This window comes from Microbacterium altimontanum, from assembly GCF_058349865.2.
Genome location: NZ_JBYRJB020000005.1, coordinates 287,756 through 304,108, shown reverse-complemented (window position 1 = coordinate 304,108; position 16,353 = coordinate 287,756). Strand labels below are relative to the sequence as shown.

Genomic DNA, 16,353 nt, shown 5'->3' with positions numbered 1-16,353 from the left:
GGCGCTCCCGGCGGAGCTCACTGCAGCGCGGACGTGAGCCGCGCGATGTTGTCGAGCACCGTCGACCGCAGGGGCTGCGTGAGCCATTCCTCGAGCGTCAGCTCGCGGGAGAGCTCGCGGTACTTCTGCTCGACCTCGCGCATCTCACGCACGAATTCGTCGCCGCGTACGAGCATCGAGACCTCGAGGTTCAGGCCGAACGAGCGCATGTCCATGTTGCTCGACCCGATGATCGCGACCTCGTCGTCGATCGTCATCGACTTCGAATGCAGGATGAACGGCCTGCGGTACAGCCAGATCTTCACCCCGGCCCGCAGCAGCGCCTCGTAGTAGCTGCGCTGGGCGTGGTAGACCATCGCCTGGTCGCCTTCCTCCGAGACGAACAGCTCGACCTCGAGCCCCCTGTGGCACGCCGTCGCGACGGCCAGCAGCAGCGCCTCGTCCGGCACGAAGTAGGGACTCACGATGATAATCTTGCGCTGCGCGGCGTACAGGAGACCGAGGAACAGCTTGAGGTTGTTCTCGAACCGGAAGCCGGGTCCGCTCGGGATGATCTGGCAGTCCAGGTCGCCGGGACCGGTCGAGATGTCGAACAGGTCGACCTCGTCTTCGAGGGTCTCGTCGGTCTCGCTGTACCAGTCGGAGAGGAACACGGCGTTGACGGAGGCGACCACCGGGCCTTCGATGCGCACCATGAGGTCGACCCAGTGCAGCCCGCGTCGGATGTTCTTCGGCAGGTTGTAGCTCGAGTCGGTGACGTTCTGCGAGCCCATGAACGCGACGTCGCCGTCGACGACGAGCAGCTTGCGGTGGTTGCGCAGATCGGGGCGCTGGTACTTCCCGCGCAGCGGCTGCACCGGGAGCATGAGCTGCCAATGGGCGCCCATCGTGCGCAGGCGCTTGAGGGTGCGGCGGTAGTACGGCTTGCCGCGGTTCGCCCAGTGATCCAGCAGCACGCGCACCGTCACCCCGCGGCGTGCGGCCTCCTCCATCGCCCGGAAGAAGTCGTCGGTCGCCGCATCCGCCTGCAGGATGTAGAACTCCACGTGCACGTACCGCTTCGCCGCCCGGATGGCGGCGGCCATCGCGTCGATGCTCGCCTGGTAGTCGGAGATGAGGTGGGCGCTGTTGTCGCCGGCCAGCGGCATCGCGCCGAGCGTGCGGTTCATCGTGACGAGCGAGTTGAACCAGTCGGGGGCGTGCGGCCGCAGCGTGCCGAAGTCGAGGTGCGCGCTCGTCTCGCGGATGTAGTCGTTGATCGCGTCCTGCTTGCGGCGGCGCTTGCGCGGCAGCCGCGGCGTGCCGATGAGCAGGAAGAGCAGCACTCCCACGAGGGGGATGAAGTAGATCGCGAGCAGCCAGGCCATGGCCGCCGTGGGGCGCCGGTTGCGGGGGACGATGATGATCGCGGCGATGCGGATCGCGATATCGAAGACGAGGATGACGATCGGCCACCATGTCGCGATGAACGCCGTCATCCCGCCCCCTCTGCCCGTTATCGGTCCAGCGTAGCGGGAGGCGCGGACGCCGCCGACCAGCCGCGGCGCGCGTCAGCGCGGGCGTGGGGCGGGATCAGCGGGTGCTCAGCGCTCGGCGGCCGGCGGCGCTGCAGGAAGCCCGCGCTTGGCGCGCTCCTCGGCCTCGACCTTGGCGTAGACGCGCCGCTCGTTGCGGTCCATCCGGACCACCGACCGCAGGATGAAGACGAACAGCCCGAGCACCACGACGGTCGGGATGATCGACCAGAACGCCGCGACCCAGAAGTTGTCCATGCCTCCATCGTACCGGCGCCGGTGCCGGGCCGGCTGTGCCGCCATGGGCGCGGGCGGCGGCTACTTCACGAGCGGGAAGAGGATCGTCTCGCGGATGCCGAGGCCGGTGATCGCCATGAGCAGGCGGTCGATGCCCATCCCCATTCCGCCCATCGGCGGCATCCCGTGCTCCATCGCGCGGAGGAACTCCTCGTCGATGCGCATCGCCTCCACGTCGCCGGCCGCCGCCAGCTTCGCCTGCGCGACGAAGCGCTCGCGCTGGATGACGGGGTCGATCAGCTCGGAGTACCCGGTGGCGAGCTCGAATCCGCGCACGTAGAGGTCCCACTTCTCGACGACGCCGGCGATCGAGCGGTGCTCGCGCACGAGCGGGCTCGTGTCGACGGGGAAGTCCATCACGAACGTCGGGCGCACGAGGTCGCCCTTGACGAAGTGCTCCCACAGCTCCTCGACCCACTTGCCGTGCGTCGCATGCGGCGGGGTGTCGACGCCGTTCGCGGCAGCGAGCTTCTCGAGATCGGCGACCGGGGTGTCGGGGGTGACGGCGACGCCGGATGCTGCGGACAGCGAGTCGTACATCGAGATGCGGTCCCACTGGCCGCCGAGGTCGTAGACGGTGCCGTCCGCCCAGGTCACGGTGGTCGATCCGGCCACGGCGATCGCGGCGTTCTGGATGAGCTCCTGCGTGAGGTCGGCGATGCCGTTGTAGTCGCTGTACGCCTGGTACGCCTCGAGCATCGCGAACTCGGGGCTGTGCGTCGAGTCGGCGCCCTCGTTGCGGAAGTTGCGGTTGATCTCGAACACCCGGTCGATGCCGCCGACCGCGGCGCGCTTGAGGTAGAGCTCCGGCGCGATGCGCAGGTACAGCTCGGTGTCGAAGGCGTTCGAGTGCGTGACGAACGGTCGGGCCGACGCGCCGCCGTGCTGGACCTGCAGCATCGGCGTCTCGACCTCGACGAAGTCGTGGTCGGCGAAGGTCCGCCGCAGGCTCGCGTTGACCTTCGCGCGGGCGCGGACGGTCTGCCGCGCCTGGTCGCGGACGATGAGGTCGAGGAAGCGGCTGCGGACGCGGCTCTCCTCGCTGAGCTCGGTGTAGAGGTTCGGAAGCGGCAGCAGCGCCTTCGACGCGATGGCCCAGTCGTCGACCATGATCGAGAGCTCGCCACGACGGCTCGAGATCACCTCGCCGCGGACGTACACGTGGTCGCCGAGGTCGACGAGCTCCTTCCACCGCTGCAGCGACTCGTCGCCGACGGCGGCGAGCGAGACCATCGCCTGGATGCGGCTGCCGTCGCCCGACTGCAGCGACGCGAAGCAGAGCTTTCCGGTGTTGCGGCTGAAAACGACGCGGCCTGCGACCGCGGCGGTGACGCCGGTCTCGCTGCCGGCCTCGAGTTCGCCGAAGCGCTCGCGCAGCTGCGGGATCGTGTCGGTGACCGGCACGGTGACCGGATAGGCGCCGCCGGCGGCATCCGTCCGCTCCGCGATGAGCCGCTCGCGCTTGGCCATGCGCACGGCCTTCTGCTCGATGACGTCGTCTTCGGTCGTCTCGTCGGCGGGCGCGGGTGCAGGGGTGTCGGTCATGCGGCGGGGCTCCTCGGAAGTCCTGTCCAGTCTATCGGCGGGCTCCCGGCGTCCTGAGTCGAAGGAGATTCGGGCGGGGAAGGAGATGCACAGCGCCGAATTCCTTCTGCCGACGGAAACTCCTTCTCCCACGGCGCGCGTGCGGCGTGCACACTGAGAAGCGAGGGCGAATGAAATGACTCGAAGAGGCCGGTGGTGGAGCGCGGGTGGGATCGCCGCGCTCGCGCTGACCGCCTGCGCCCCGGTCGCGGCGCCGAGCCCCACCGTCGCCGAGCCACCGCCGTCTGCGCCGGCCACCGCATCCCCCTCTCCGGTGCACGCGGCGACCGCCACTCCCATCCGGCACCTCGTCGTGATCTTCGGCGAGAACGTCTCGTTCGACCACTACTTCGGCACCTACCCCGTTGCGGCGAACACCGACGGCACCGCCTTCCACGCGGCATCCGGCACCCCGCACGCCGACACCCTGGCGGCGGCCCGTCTCCTCCACCGCAACCCGAATTCCGCCGTGCCGCACCGGCTCACCCACGAGGAGGCCGTGACCTGCGACCAGGATCACGGCTACACCGACGAGCAGCTCGCGATGAACGCCGGCCGCATGGACCGCTTCGTCGAGCACACCTCCCGGGACGAGTGCTCGGGGGCGTTCGGCGAGCCCGGCCTCGTGATGGACTACTACGACGGCAACACGGTCACGGCGCTGTGGAACTACGCCCAGCACGGCGCGATGAGCGACAACTCCTGGGACACCGTGTTCGGGCCGTCGACCCCCGGCGCGATCGACCTCGTCGCCGGGCAGACGTCGGGAGCCGCGCTGGTCGACCCGCACACCGGTGGGATCGTCCGCGACCCGGCACGGGTGCTCGCACCGGGTGCGGACGGGCGCGGCGCCCTCATCTCCGACGTCGATCCGGCGTTCGACGACTGCAGCAACCGGTCGTCAGGCAAGCCGCTCGGCCGGTTCGCCGCATCCTCCCGCACGATCGGCGACCTCCTGGATGCGAAGGGCGTCACGTGGGGGTGGTTCTCCGGCGGCTTCCGGCCGACGACGGCGTGGCATGCGTCGGCCGGCACGCCGGCGCGGTGCGGCGCGACGACGACCAACGTCGCCGGGGCGGCGGTGTCCGACTACATCGCCCACCACGAGCCCTTCCAGTACTTCCCGCAGACGGCGAACCCGCACCACCTCGCACCGAGCTCGACGGGCATGATCGGCCGCAGCGATCGCGCCCACCACCAGTACGACCTGCGCGACTTCGACGCGGCACTGGGCGCCGGCATCCTTCCCGCGGTGTCGTTCCTGAAGGCACCGGCGGCGCAGGACGGACACGCCGGGTACTCCGGTCCGCTCGACGAGCAGCGCTTTCTCGTCGCGACGCTGAACCGACTGCAGCAGTCGCCGGAGTGGGCGTCGACCGCCGTCGTGATCGCGTACGACGACTCCGACGGCTGGTACGACCACGTCGCCCCGACGATCCTGAACTCCTCGCACACGACGGCCGACGCCGCGATCTGCGCCGACTCGGGGGCTCCCGTCGCGCGCGATGAGCCGGGCCGCTGCGGGCCGAGCCAGCGGCTGCCGCTCCTCGTGATCTCGCCGTACGCACGGCAGAACCAGGTCGATCACACGGCGACGGAGCAGACCTCGATCCTCCGCTTCATCGAGGACAACTGGCGGCTCGGCCGGCTCGGCGGCGGCAGCTTCGATGCCCGCGCGGGGACGCTGGACGGGCTGTTCGACTTCACCGCCCCGCCGCACACCGCGCCGCTGCTGCTGAACCCCGACGGATCCGTCCGGAAGGGCGGCTGAGCGGCACGCGACTTCGGTCGACGTGAACGGCGAGGTCGGTGCATTCAGGAGCGGCCACGGGCGTCGACCGAGCAGAGAGCCCCGATCGACCGTCCCGTTCCGCCGCTTCGCCCCCGTCCGTGCGACGATTCGGGACGGAATTCCGCATGAGGCCTCGAAGCGGGATGCGTCGGCCGACGCGCCTCGGAGGGCAGCGTCGGCTCAGTCGTCGGGCAATTCGAGATCCGGTTCGCCGGGATCGGCGAGCGCCTGGTCGACGCTGGAGTGCACGATCGTCGACAGGAACGCCCGCGGATTCTCCACCCCGGCGGAGGCAAGCAGATCGGACGCCTGACGCACGATCGAGAGCGAGAACTCCGTCGCGGTCGCGATCGCCTCGGCGTACGCCGGGCGATCCGCGTCCGCCACCACCACCGGCTCGCATCCGAGCTCGACGGCGAGCGCCTGCGCGATCGGCAGCACCGCGGCGGGTGCCGTGACGGCGGCGAACGCATCGGTGAGCTGGCGCAGATCCATCGACGTGCCGGTGAAGGAGATCGCCGGATGGATCGCCAGCGGGATCGCGCCTCGGGACGCGGCAGGGCCCAGCACGTCGAGCCCGTACCCGGGATCGGTGTGCAGCACGAGCTGCCCGAGCTGCCAGGCCCCGACTTCGGCGAGGCCCTCGACGAGCCCCGCGAGCTCGTCATGCGGCACCGCGAGGACGACGAGCTCGCTGCGCCGGACGACCTCCGCAGCGTCGAGGAAGGGCACGCCCGGCAGCACCGACTCGACCCGGTCGTCGTCGGATCCATGCGTGATGCCGATCACGGCGTGCCCGGCGCCGGCGAGGGCCGCTCCCACGACGGGCCCCACGCGTCCGGCGCCGATGATCCCCACGCCCAGCCGTCCGTCGCGCGTCACCCTCACCCCGTCCCGCACCCGGCACGCCCGGGCACCGCACGATGCTACCTCGCGGCCAGCAGCCGGCGGACGACGCTGCGCGCATCCTGCGGCATGCCCTGGATCGTGCCCGAGGCGGCGGAGTACTGGAAGTCGAGTCCGACGTACCCGATCCCGCGCACCCCGACGCCGCGGTCGTGCACCGGCTCGCCGTCGGCGTCGAGCGCACCCTCGACATCGAGCCACGACAGCTCGGGGCGCGATCCCGTGCACCAGACCACGGTCGCGGCGTCCAGCGCTCCCTCGGCGGTGAACGGCCGTCCGTCGCGGACGCCGGCGATCCTCCCGACGCGCACGATGCCCGCGGCATCGAGGTCGGCGAGGCGGTTCCGGATGAGCATGAGGCCGTGGCCCCGCATCGCGTCGCGCACGGCGCGGCCGCGGCGGCTGCGCACCGTGAGCACGCGCCGCATCGCGAACAGGATCACGTGCGACAGCACGAATCCGCCGACTGTGTCGATGTCGAGCGGCAGCTGACCGGGGTGCCGGCCCGCGAGCACGGTGGAATGGCCGTGCGCGGCCGCCTCGAGTGCGATGTCGGTCCCCGAGTTGCCCGCCCCGACGATGAGCACCGGCCCGGCCGCGAGATCGCCCGGCCCGCGGTACTGCGTCGAATGCAGGGAGCGGATCGAGGGGTCGAGCAGGTCGGCGAACGGCGGCTCGATGCGCCGCGCGTGCGCCCCCACGGCGACGAGGAGCCGCGACGCGTGCAGCTCGCCCTTCTCCTCGGCGCCGGTGGCGCCCGGTGCGCCGGTCCACCGGACCAGGAATCCGTCGCCGTCTCGCACCACCCGGGTCACCCGGCGCCCCAGCTGCACCGGCACCCGCGTGCGCCGGGCGTGATCGGCGAGGTAGTCGGCGAACTCGTTGCGGGTCGGGCAGTCACGCCGGCCGATCGGCATCCGATCGCCCGGCAGACTCGCGTAGTGCCGCGTGCTGAACAGCCGCAGCGAGTCGTACCGCTCGCGCCAGCTGTCGCCGATGCGCGTCGCGGCGTCGATCACGGCGAAGTCCTCGCCGGCGCGGCTCAGCTCGTGCGCCGCGCACATCCCGGCGACGCCGGCGCCGATCACGAGGGTCCCCACGCGCCCGGTCGACGCCGTCGCCGTCCCGGCACCGCGCCGGGCCGTCATCGTCTCGTCCATGTCCGTTTCCTTCCGTCATGGCCGACGGTAGGCGGGCGGGCACAGGGCCGGCATCGGCCGGGATGCCCATTTCGGTCAGGAGCCGGATGGCGCGGAATGACCAGAACGGACGAGCCCGTGCTCGTATGCGTACGCCGTCGCGGCGGCGCGGTTGGCGAGCGAGAGCTTCGCGAGGATGTTGCCGACGTGACGGGCCACGGTGCGCTCACTGAGGAACAGCCGCTCGGCGATGGCGCGGTTCCCGAGGCCCACCGCGACGAGCGCGAGCACCTCGCGCTCCCGCGGGGTGAGCGGTTCGCCGTCCGCCGTGCGGCCACCGGTGGCGCGGCGGAGGTGCGCGGCGGCCACGGATGCGTCGGCCGCCGCGCCGACCACCTCGAAGACGTCGCGTGCCGCCTCGAACTCCGCAGCAGCGGCGTCGCGATCGCCGTCGTCCAGACACACGTCGCCCAGCAGCATCCGGGTGCGCGCCCCTTCGTACAGGGCGCCGATCTCACGCCACGCGGCGAGGGCGGTGCGCAGGTTCTCGTGCGCGGCGGCGCGGTCGCCGGCTGCGGCCGCGACGACCGCCGTCGCACGCGCCGCGAGGGCCCGCGGATACGCTGTGCCGAGCCGGTCGGCCCACCCCTGCAGCGCGTCACGCGCAGAGCCTGACCGGGAGGCGTCGCCGCTCTGCACGCTCAGGTCGACGAGCGCACCGAGCACGTCGCATGCGATCTCGGGAGCGGGTCCCGCGGCGAGGGCGCGCTCGAGACCGGCGCGTGCGAGCGCGGTGTCGCCCTCGGCCGCCCGGATGATCGCGAGTCCCGGCTGAGGCTCCCCGCCCGCGCGCGCGGCCGCGTGGTATTCGTCGAGCGCGGCGGCGATGTGGCCGCGCAGCCGTTCGATGTCGCCGAGCAGCCGCAGCGCGTCGGGTCGGGGGTCGTCCATGGGCGACACCGGCCGCGTCAGGCCGTCGCGGGCCAGCACTGCCGCTTCGTCCCAGCGGCCGTGGACGAAGGCGAGCCGCGCTTCGTGCACGAGGCACACGCCGCGGAACGGGACGAGTCCGCGCTGGGTCTCGCACCACGCGGCGAGCGCCGCCGTCCACTCCGCCGCGCGCGCCCAGTCGCAGCGCGCGAAGCAGCTGCCGATCACGCCGCAGAACGCCGCCCCGGCGACGGGCTCGAACAGTCCGCCGGCGCGCGTGCGCAGCATGACGTCGTCCATGAGGGCGAAGCCCGGCGCAGGCTGACCCGTCAGCACGAAGAGGTGAGCGCGCTGGAGGGTCGCGAGAACGAGGACATCGTCGTCGGCCGCTGCGGCGGCGAGCGCGCGTGCCCGATCGAGCAGCTCGGCGGCGACGGCGGGATCGGGCTCGCGCCCGGCCCCGGCGAGCGCGGCGAGGGCTGCGACGACCGGCTCGTCGGGATGCGCCTGGGCGAGTGCGCCGAGCCGCGCGGCCCAGGCGCCGGCCCGGGCGGGTTCGCCCGCTCCGGCGAGCGCGAACGCCGCCCAGAACGCGCATCGCGCGGCGTCGACGTGCGCCGCCACGTCGGTGAAGGCATCGAACGCGCGGTTCCACGCGTCGACCGCCTCGCCGGTGTCGGCGAGGAGATAGGCCGCGAGGGCGAGGCGCGCCCACCCGTGCGCATCGGGAGGAGCGGCGCGCAGGCGCGCGCGCTCGGCGATCCAGTCGGTGCGGCCCGGTGTCAGTGCTGTCTCCACGGTGGCCCCCTCGTCCGCGGGCACCCGGAATCCTAGTCCTGCCGCGTCGGCGGGGCTACGGTGTCGAGACCCGCCTGCGCGTCGAGTGCCGCGGGCGGGGCTGCGGTGTCGGATACGACAGGCCCGCCCGGTGCCACGGGCGGGGCTGCGGTGTCGGCACCCGTCAGACCGTCCGGTGCCGCGTGCGGGGCTGCAGTGTCGCGATCCATCGGGGCCGCCGAGTCCGAGGACGCCGGCGGGACGATGGTGTCGGATGCCTCGGCCGGCGTGGCGAGATCGGGCACCTCGGGCTCCCCCGCCCACCGGTGGCTGCGGTCGGCGGCGCCCGCGACGATCGCAGCCGCCTCGACCTGGGCGAACAGGCCGAGGGCGGCATCCCGATCGACGGCACCCAGCCGGCCCGAGACGCGCCCGCTGATCGTGTCGGCGTGGACACCGGCGACCCGGAGCGCGCGGTCGACCGGCCCCTGCCGCACGTGGAAGCTCTGCAGGCGCGCGAGCGGGAAGACGCCGAGGCTGCGCCAGATCACCCCACGCCGCAGGAACAGCGCCGGCGCCGTGAGCAGGAACCCGTTGCGCCGCCACGACAGCGGCCGCAGGATCCGCGCGCGGCGCGGGGTGTTCGTGTACGGGTCGTCGGCGGCCGGCCCGAGGATGCCGTGCTCGAACACGAGCGGCCATCCGTCCTCCGGCATGCCGGGCATGAGCAGCCGCAGCACGCGCTCGACGTCGGCGCGGTCGCCGACCGGGAGCACCTCGGCGAACTGGTCAGCCTCTCCCGACGAGGCGCTCTTGCCGCTCATCCGGTTCACCCGCACCGCCCACCAGCCCGCCGGGCGCCACAGCAGGGGCTGGCTCACCTCGATCGCGTGGATGCGGCCCGGCGGCAGGATCTCGGTGACCGTCGTGAACAGGCCGAACGTGATCCGCACGCCGTCGGGCGTGGGAGCGATCGCGTAGCGCAGCGCCTTGGTGACCGACCGCACGAGCACGGCGCCGAACGCGAGGAACATCGGCACGATCGTGAAGAGGATCCAGGGGGTGCCGACGATGGAGCCCCAGATCGCGGCGACGATCAGCCCGAGGAGCACGAGGGTGCCGCTGCCGAGCACCCGCGACAGCACGATGCGGGCGACGGGGATGTGCACGACCGACGCGGGCTCGGCCACCGGCTCCTCCGCGCCGAGCACGAGGCCGGTGACGGCGTCCGTGACGACGGATGCCGCAGCCTGCACACGCGAGCCGGCGCCGGCCGCCGCATCCTTCGCCCGCGCCTCGGCGAGGCGCCGCCCCGACGCGAGCCGCAGGATGTCGGCGCGGACGGCCTCGGCGTTGGCGGTCGAGAGGTACTCGAGCTTGACGTTCGCGTCGGCCCCCGCGCCGACGACCTCGAGCTTCGCCATCCCGCACAGCCGCGCGATCATCGGCCGGGTGAGGTTGACGCCCTGCACCCGGTCGAGCGGCGCCCGGCGGTGGCTGCGGAACAGCACGCCGCTGCGCACCTCGACGTCGTCGCCGGTGATCCGGAACGTGTGGAACCGCCACGCGAGGTAGAACAGCCCGGTCAGCACGACGACGACCAGGAGCACCGCGGCGAGCGCGACGAGCACGAGGTTGTTGCGCAGCACGAAGTCGACGGGATCGCCGGTGTCTTCGAACTCCCGGGCGCCGGGCACGAAGCCGCCGATGAAGAAGTCGATGATCCGCTCGCGGAGGTTCGAGATCACGATGCCGGCGACGATGACGAGGGCAAGGCCCCCGCGGAACAGCGGCGTGAGCGGGTGCATGCGGTGCCACTCGCCGTCGCTGAGCGGCGAGCGCGCGCCGGGCAGCGGCGTCCCGGACTGCGCGGCGCCCGGCGCCGGGGGCTCAGAGGCGGGAGTGGTCACAGGCCGGTCCGGCGGGTCTCGGCGACCGCGATGAGCGTGTCACGCAGCTGCTCGGCGGCCCGCTGCGTGAGCCCGGGGATCACGACCCCGGTGGCCGCGGCGGCGGTCACGAGCTTGAGCTGCGCGATGCCGAATGCGCGGTCGAGCGGACCGTGTGTGATGTCGACGAGCTGCATGCGCCCGTAGGGCACGGCGACCATGCGCTGCCACAGGATGCCGCGGCGGAACACGAGGTCGTCCTCGCGGAGGCGATACCCGAACGAGCGCGCCTGGCGTGGCGTGATCGCCGCCGTCCACGCGAGCACGACGGCGGCGATGCCGCCGGGGATCCAGATCCAGCTCTCGCCGCTCAACGCGGTGATGACGCCGGCCGCGACGAGCACGATGACGAGCAGCGCCGTGACGGAGATCAGCCGCACCCACACGTACGCGCGGGCAAGCTGGTGCCATGCGCCGTCGCCGAGCGGCAGGCGGTTGTCGCTGCGCGGCTCGAGCACGCGGTCGAACGTCCGGTCGTCGAGCACGTCATGAGCGACGGATGCGTCGGCCGCCAGCGAGAAGGATGCGTCGGCCGACGCATCCGGAATCGCGTCAGCGCCCGGAGTGGGAGCCGAAGGCGTTGTGGGGGCCGTCGGTTCCGTCGGCTCCGGACCCGCCTGAGGGGTGTTCGTCATCGTCGTCCTTCCGGATGGTGCAGAGGTGCTCGGCGACGAGGCCTCCCGTGACCAGGAGCGCCGCGCACACGACCGTCGCGATGAGTGCGCCCAATGAGCCTACCGAGGGGTCGGCCGGCCGGGTCAGGACGAAGAGGATGAGACCGAGCCCCAGGCCGCCGAACACCGCGCCGACAAGACTCGACGCCTTCGCGAGCATCGCGATGCGCACAGCGCGGAAGGGATTGACGGGGTTCTGCGAGCTGCCGTGCGTAGCCCGATGGATCGGGATCGCCAGCACGACGACGAGCACACCGAGCGCGGCCAGCAGCACCGGGAGCGAGATCATCGGGACGAAGCTCGGGCGCCCCGCCGCGGTCAGCAGCTGGTCGATGAGATAGCCGACGCCGACGCCGAGCACCGCGGCGACGACGAGCGCCGCAGGGTTCGTGCGCTTCATCCCTGCGCCCCCGTCAGCCCGTCCAGCAGATCGCGCACGCTGCCGGCTCCGGGCAGCACCGCCTCCGGATCGAGCGCCGCCCACGGTTCCAGCACGAACGTGCGCTCGGCGGCACGCGGATGCGGCAGCGTCAGGTCGGCGTCGGAGCTGCGCACCTCGCCGTAGGCGATGATGTCGAGGTCGAGCGTGCGATCGCCCCAGCGCTCGGTCCGCACCCGGCCGTGCGCATCCTCGATCTCGTGCAGAGCCGCCAGCAGCACCGACGGAGCGAGCCGGGTGCGCAGCGTCGCGACGGTGTTGAGGTACGCGGGAGCATCGGCATCCGGCCCGTCGAGCTTGACCGCGACCGAGTCGATCGCATCGGCGACCTCGACGCCGTCAGTCAGCGGCAGCGCGCGCAGCGCATCGACGGCGGCGGCGATCGTCGCCCGGCGGTCACCGAGGTTCGCGCCCAGCGCGATCACGACGAGGACACCGTGCGCCGGTGGCGTGAATCCCTGGGCGAGACGACGGCTCATGCGCTCCCCCGGTGGATCGTGACGGCCACGTCGTCGAACGGCACAGTGATCGGCGCATCCGGCTTGTGCACCGTCACGGTCACTCCCTGCACGCCGTCGAACGCGAGCACGGCGTCGGCGATGCGCGCGCACAGCGTCTCGATGAGGTTCACCGGGTCACCGGCGATGATCGTGGTGATCGCCTCGGCGACCTCGCCGTAGTGCACGGTGTCGAGGACGTCGTCGGATGCCGCGGCCCGGCGGGTGTCGACGTGCAGCGTGACGTCGGCAGTGAAGACCTGGCCGTCGCGCCGCTCGTGCGGGTAGACGCCGTGGTAGCCGAACGCGCGGAGGCCTTGCAGCGCGATCTCGTCGAGTGAGCCCATCATCCCTTCCAAGCCTGCGCGACCCGGAGCGCGTCGCGGGTCGCGGCGACGTCGTGCACGCGCACACCCCACACCCCGGCCTGCGCGGCCAGCACGCTCGCGACCGCCGTCGCGAGGTCGCGGCGCTGCTCAGTGGCGGGGCCGGCGTCGCCCTGTTCCAGCAGGTCGGCGAGGAACCGCTTGCGGCTCGTGCCGACGAGCACGCGCGGTCCCACGCCCACGAGGGCCGACAGCCCCCGCAGCGCCTGCCAGTTCTGGTCGCCGTGCTTCGCGAAGCCGATGCCCGGGTCGAGGATGACGCGCGACGGGGCGATGCCCGCGGCGGCGGCAGCCTCCATCCGGTCGACGAGCTCGGTGACGATCTCGCGGGAGACGTCGCCGTACTGCGCGTGCGCGTACATGTCGTCGGAGTGGCCGCGCCAATGGCTGATCACGAGGTCGGCGCCGCTGCCCGCCGCGACCCGGAGCATGTCGGGGTCGGCGAGCCCGCCGGCGACGTCGTTGATGATGCGGGCGCCGGCTTCGACCGCTGCACGCGCCGTCGAGGCGTGCATCGTGTCGACGCTGATCACCGCGCCCGCCGCGGCGAGCTCGCGGATCACCGGGAGCACGCGCTGCTGCTCCACGGCCGGGTCGACGCGCTCGGCGCCGGGGCGGGTCGATTCGCCGCCGATGTCGAGGATGTCGGCGCCGTCGGCGCGCAGTTGGAGTCCGTGCGCGATCGCGGCGTCGGTGGAGGCGTAACGCCCGCCGTCGCTGAACGAGTCGGGCGTCACGTTCACGGCGCCCATGATGACCGTCACGCCGCCTCCCCGGTGATCAGCGCCACGAGCTCGGCACGGGCGACGGGCTCGGCGAGCTCACCGCGCGCGGCGATCGTCACGGTCGACGCATCCGGCTGCTTACCGCCCCGCATCGTGACGCACTCGTGCACGGCGTCGAGCACGACCAGCACGCCCCTGCAGTCGAGGGCCTGCGCGAACGCGTCGGCGATCTGCTCGCCGAGCCGTTCCTGCACCTGAGGCCGCGCGGCGACGATGTCCACGACCCGCGGCAGCGCGCCGAGGCCGACGACCTGCTCACCGGGCAGGTACGCGATGTGCGCGAGCCCGGCGAACGGGAGCAGGTGGTGCTCGCACATCGAGCGGAAGCGGATGCCGCGCACCATGACGGCACCCGACGGGACCGTGTCGGGGGCGGGGCCGGACGAGACCGAGATGGTGCGCTGCAGCGGGGCCGACGCATCCTGATCCACCCCCGCGAAGAACTCGGTGTAGGCGTCGGCGACGCGCTGCGGGGTCTGGCGCAGCCCGGGTCGGTCCGGGTCCTCCCCGATCGCGACGAGGAGCTCCCGGACCAGTGCGCTCACGCGCTCTCGGTCCACGGCCACAGGCCCGAGCCTACGCCGTCGCGGGTCGCGCCTGCCCGGTCGGCCGATGGCGCGGCTTGCTCGGCGCGCCCTGGTCTTCGACCGAGGCGGCGATGCCGGTGCTGCGGCGCGGCACCTCGATCGGGGGCAGCGGCGACACGGGACGGTTCTCGCTCGAGAGCCACTGCGGGCGCTCGGGCAGCTTCGTCACGTCGCTGAAGATGTCGGCGATCTCGGTGTGGTCGAGCGTCTCCTTCTCGAGCAGCGCGAGGGCGAGCTTGTCGAGGATCTCGCGGTTCGCGTTGAGCACCTCGTACGCCTCGTTGTGCGCCTGCTCGAGGAGGGCGCGCACCTGCTCGTCGACGGTCTCGGCCATCGTCTCGGAGAAGTCGCGGCCGTGACCCATGTCGCGGCCCATGAACACCTCGCCCGACGACTGGCCGAGCTTCACCGGACCGATGGCGGCGGTCATGCCGAACTCGGTGACCATCTTGCGGGCGATGTTCGTCGCCTTCTCGATGTCGTTCGACGCGCCGCTGGTCGGGTCGTGGAACACGATCTCCTCGGCGACGCGGCCGCCCATGGCCCACGCGAGCTGATCCTGCAGCTCGTTGCGGGTGACGGAGTACTTGTCCTCCAGCGGCATGACCATCGTGTAGCCGAGGGCCTTTCCGCGCGGCAGGATCGTGATCTTCGTGACCGGGTCGGAGTGGTTCAGCGCCGCGGCGGTGAGGGCGTGGCCGCCCTCGTGGTACGCGGTGATGAGCTTCTCCTTGTCCTTCATCACGCGGGTGCGACGCTGCGGGCCGGCGATGACGCGGTCGATGGCCTCGTCGAGCGCGCGGTTGTCGATCAGCTGCGCGTTGGAGCGGGCTGTCAGCAGCGCCGCTTCGTTCAGCACGTTCGCGAGGTCGGCGCCGGTGAACCCGGGGGTCTTGCGGGCGACCACCTCGAGGTCGACGCTGTCGGCGAGGGGCTTGCCGCGGCCGTGCACCTGCAGGATCTTCAGACGGCCCTGCAGGTCGGGCGCGTCGACGCCGATCTGCCGGTCGAAACGGCCGGGGCGCAGCAGCGCCGGGTCGAGGATGTCGGGGCGGTTCGTCGCCGCGATGACGATGACGTTCGCCTTCGGGTCGAATCCGTCCATCTCCACGAGCATCTGGTTCAGCGTCTGCTCGCGCTCGTCGTGCCCGCCGCCCATGCCGGCGCCGCGGTGGCGACCGACGGCGTCGATCTCGTCGATGAAGATGATGGCCGGCGCGTTCTCCTTGGCCTGGTTGAACAGGTCGCGCACGCGGCTCGCGCCGACGCCGACGAACATCTCGACGAAGTCGGAGCCCGAGATCGAGTAGAACGGCACACCGGCCTCACCCGCCACGGCGCGAGCGAGGAGCGTCTTTCCGGTTCCGGGAGGGCCGTACAGCAGCACGCCCTTGGGGATGCGCGCCCCGACGGCCTGGAACTTGGCGGGGTCCTTGAGGAAGTCCTTGATCTCCTCGAGCTCCTCGATGGCCTCGTCGGCGCCGGCGACGTCGCCGAACGTGACCTGCGGCATCTCCTTCGTCACGAGCTTCGCCCGCGACTTGCCGAACTGCATGACCTTGCTGCCGCCGCCCTGGGCCGAGGCGAGCAGGATCCAGAACAGCACGCCGAGCAGCAGCATCGGCAGGAGGAGCGAGAGGAATCCGTCGAACCAGCTGGGCTGCGGCACGACGTCATTGAAGCCGTCCTTGAGCTTCGCGTCGTCGACCGCGGTGATCACCTGGTCGGCGCGCGCGGAGACGTAGTAGAACTGCACGTCGGTGGAGTCCTTGTACGGCGTCGAGAGCGTCATGTCCACGCGCTGGTCGTTGTCGGTGTTGACGACCTTGGTGACAGTGGTGCCCTTGAGCAGGTCGAGACCCTCCTGCGTCGTGATCTGCTTGGCACCGCCGAGGCTGGAGATGAGCGAGAAGCCCACGATCAGCAGGAGCCCGATCAGCAGCACGTACAGCAGCGGATTGCGGGTGATCTTCTTGAAATCCATGGTGCGAGGTCGGCCCCCGAGCCCTTTCGTCCGGTCCGCGCGCGTGCGGACTGTCGTTTCAGGGTATAACGGGCCCACTATGCGGGGTCTGTGCATTCGCCCACGGCGTAGTC

Annotated in this window: 15 protein-coding genes; 1 reads left to right on the top strand and 14 read right to left on the bottom strand. The window is 72.0% G+C overall.

Features of this window, described 5'->3' with window-relative positions; all coding sequences use genetic code 11:
• Window positions 1-17: 17 nt before the first annotated feature.
• The 3 genes from cls to lysS all read right to left on the bottom strand — a co-directional run bounded on the left by cls (window position 18) and on the right by lysS (window position 3,356).
• Window positions 18-1,478: a cardiolipin synthase gene (gene cls, locus AC3RX1_RS10905; protein ID WP_491501258.1), complete on the bottom strand. Its 1,461-nt coding sequence runs from the start codon at window positions 1,476-1,478 to the stop codon at window positions 18-20.
• A 105-nt stretch (window positions 1,479-1,583) separates the two neighbouring features.
• On the bottom strand, window positions 1,584-1,772 hold the full coding sequence (locus tag AC3RX1_RS10900) for a hypothetical protein (RefSeq protein WP_491501257.1): 189 nt from the start codon (window positions 1,770-1,772) through the stop codon (window positions 1,584-1,586).
• Window positions 1,773-1,832: 60 nt separating this feature from the next.
• A complete protein-coding gene (lysS, locus tag AC3RX1_RS10895; protein WP_491501256.1) occupies window positions 1,833-3,356 on the bottom strand; it encodes a lysine--tRNA ligase in 1,524 nt (507 codons plus the stop codon).
• Between the two features lie 175 nt (window positions 3,357-3,531).
• Here lysS and AC3RX1_RS10890 point away from each other — a divergent pair, with 175 nt between their 5' ends.
• Window positions 3,532-5,166: a phospholipase C gene (locus AC3RX1_RS10890; RefSeq protein ID WP_491501255.1), complete on the top strand. Its 1,635-nt coding sequence runs from the start codon at window positions 3,532-3,534 to the stop codon at window positions 5,164-5,166.
• A 201-nt stretch (window positions 5,167-5,367) separates the two neighbouring features.
• Here the strand turns inward: AC3RX1_RS10890 and AC3RX1_RS10885 are convergent, their stop codons facing one another.
• The 11 genes from AC3RX1_RS10885 to ftsH form a co-directional block, all read right to left on the bottom strand.
• A complete protein-coding gene (locus tag AC3RX1_RS10885) occupies window positions 5,368-6,069 on the bottom strand; it encodes a DUF2520 domain-containing protein (protein WP_491501254.1) in 702 nt (233 codons plus the stop codon).
• A 44-nt stretch (window positions 6,070-6,113) separates the two neighbouring features.
• Window positions 6,114-7,253: a flavin-containing monooxygenase gene (locus AC3RX1_RS10880; protein WP_491501253.1), complete on the bottom strand. Its 1,140-nt coding sequence runs from the start codon at window positions 7,251-7,253 to the stop codon at window positions 6,114-6,116.
• A gap of 75 nt (window positions 7,254-7,328) precedes the next feature.
• Window positions 7,329-8,984: a LuxR C-terminal-related transcriptional regulator gene (locus tag AC3RX1_RS10875; RefSeq protein WP_491501252.1), complete on the bottom strand. Its 1,656-nt coding sequence runs from the start codon at window positions 8,982-8,984 to the stop codon at window positions 7,329-7,331.
• An 8-nt stretch (window positions 8,985-8,992) separates the two neighbouring features.
• Window positions 8,993-10,849: a PH domain-containing protein gene (locus AC3RX1_RS10870; RefSeq protein ID WP_491501251.1), complete on the bottom strand. Its 1,857-nt coding sequence runs from the start codon at window positions 10,847-10,849 to the stop codon at window positions 8,993-8,995.
• Window positions 10,846-11,523, bottom strand: coding sequence for a PH domain-containing protein (locus AC3RX1_RS10865; protein ID WP_491501250.1), 678 nt, complete (start codon window positions 11,521-11,523; stop codon window positions 10,846-10,848). The genes AC3RX1_RS10870 and AC3RX1_RS10865 overlap by 4 nt, the downstream gene beginning before the upstream one ends.
• Window positions 11,441-11,962 carry a DUF3180 domain-containing protein gene (locus tag AC3RX1_RS10860; RefSeq protein WP_491501249.1) on the bottom strand — a complete coding sequence of 174 codons (522 nt, stop codon included), beginning with the start codon at window positions 11,960-11,962 and terminating at the stop codon, window positions 11,441-11,443. The genes AC3RX1_RS10865 and AC3RX1_RS10860 overlap by 83 nt, the downstream gene beginning before the upstream one ends.
• Complete coding sequence (folK, locus tag AC3RX1_RS10855) at window positions 11,959-12,480, bottom strand: 2-amino-4-hydroxy-6-hydroxymethyldihydropteridine diphosphokinase (protein WP_491501248.1); 522 nt, start codon at window positions 12,478-12,480, stop codon at window positions 11,959-11,961. The genes AC3RX1_RS10860 and folK overlap by 4 nt, the downstream gene beginning before the upstream one ends.
• A complete protein-coding gene (folB, locus tag AC3RX1_RS10850; protein ID WP_491501247.1) occupies window positions 12,477-12,848 on the bottom strand; it encodes a dihydroneopterin aldolase in 372 nt (123 codons plus the stop codon). The genes folK and folB overlap by 4 nt, the downstream gene beginning before the upstream one ends.
• Complete coding sequence (gene folP / locus AC3RX1_RS10845; RefSeq protein WP_491501246.1) at window positions 12,845-13,648, bottom strand: dihydropteroate synthase; 804 nt, start codon at window positions 13,646-13,648, stop codon at window positions 12,845-12,847. Before folP ends, folB begins: the two co-directional genes overlap by 4 nt.
• Window positions 13,645-14,235 carry a GTP cyclohydrolase I gene (gene folE / locus AC3RX1_RS10840; RefSeq protein ID WP_491501245.1) on the bottom strand — a complete coding sequence of 197 codons (591 nt, stop codon included), beginning with the start codon at window positions 14,233-14,235 and terminating at the stop codon, window positions 13,645-13,647. Before folE ends, folP begins: the two co-directional genes overlap by 4 nt.
• A gap of 10 nt (window positions 14,236-14,245) precedes the next feature.
• Window positions 14,246-16,240: an ATP-dependent zinc metalloprotease FtsH gene (gene ftsH, locus AC3RX1_RS10835; RefSeq protein WP_491501244.1), complete on the bottom strand. Its 1,995-nt coding sequence runs from the start codon at window positions 16,238-16,240 to the stop codon at window positions 14,246-14,248.
• Between the last annotated feature and the right edge of the window lie 113 nt (window positions 16,241-16,353).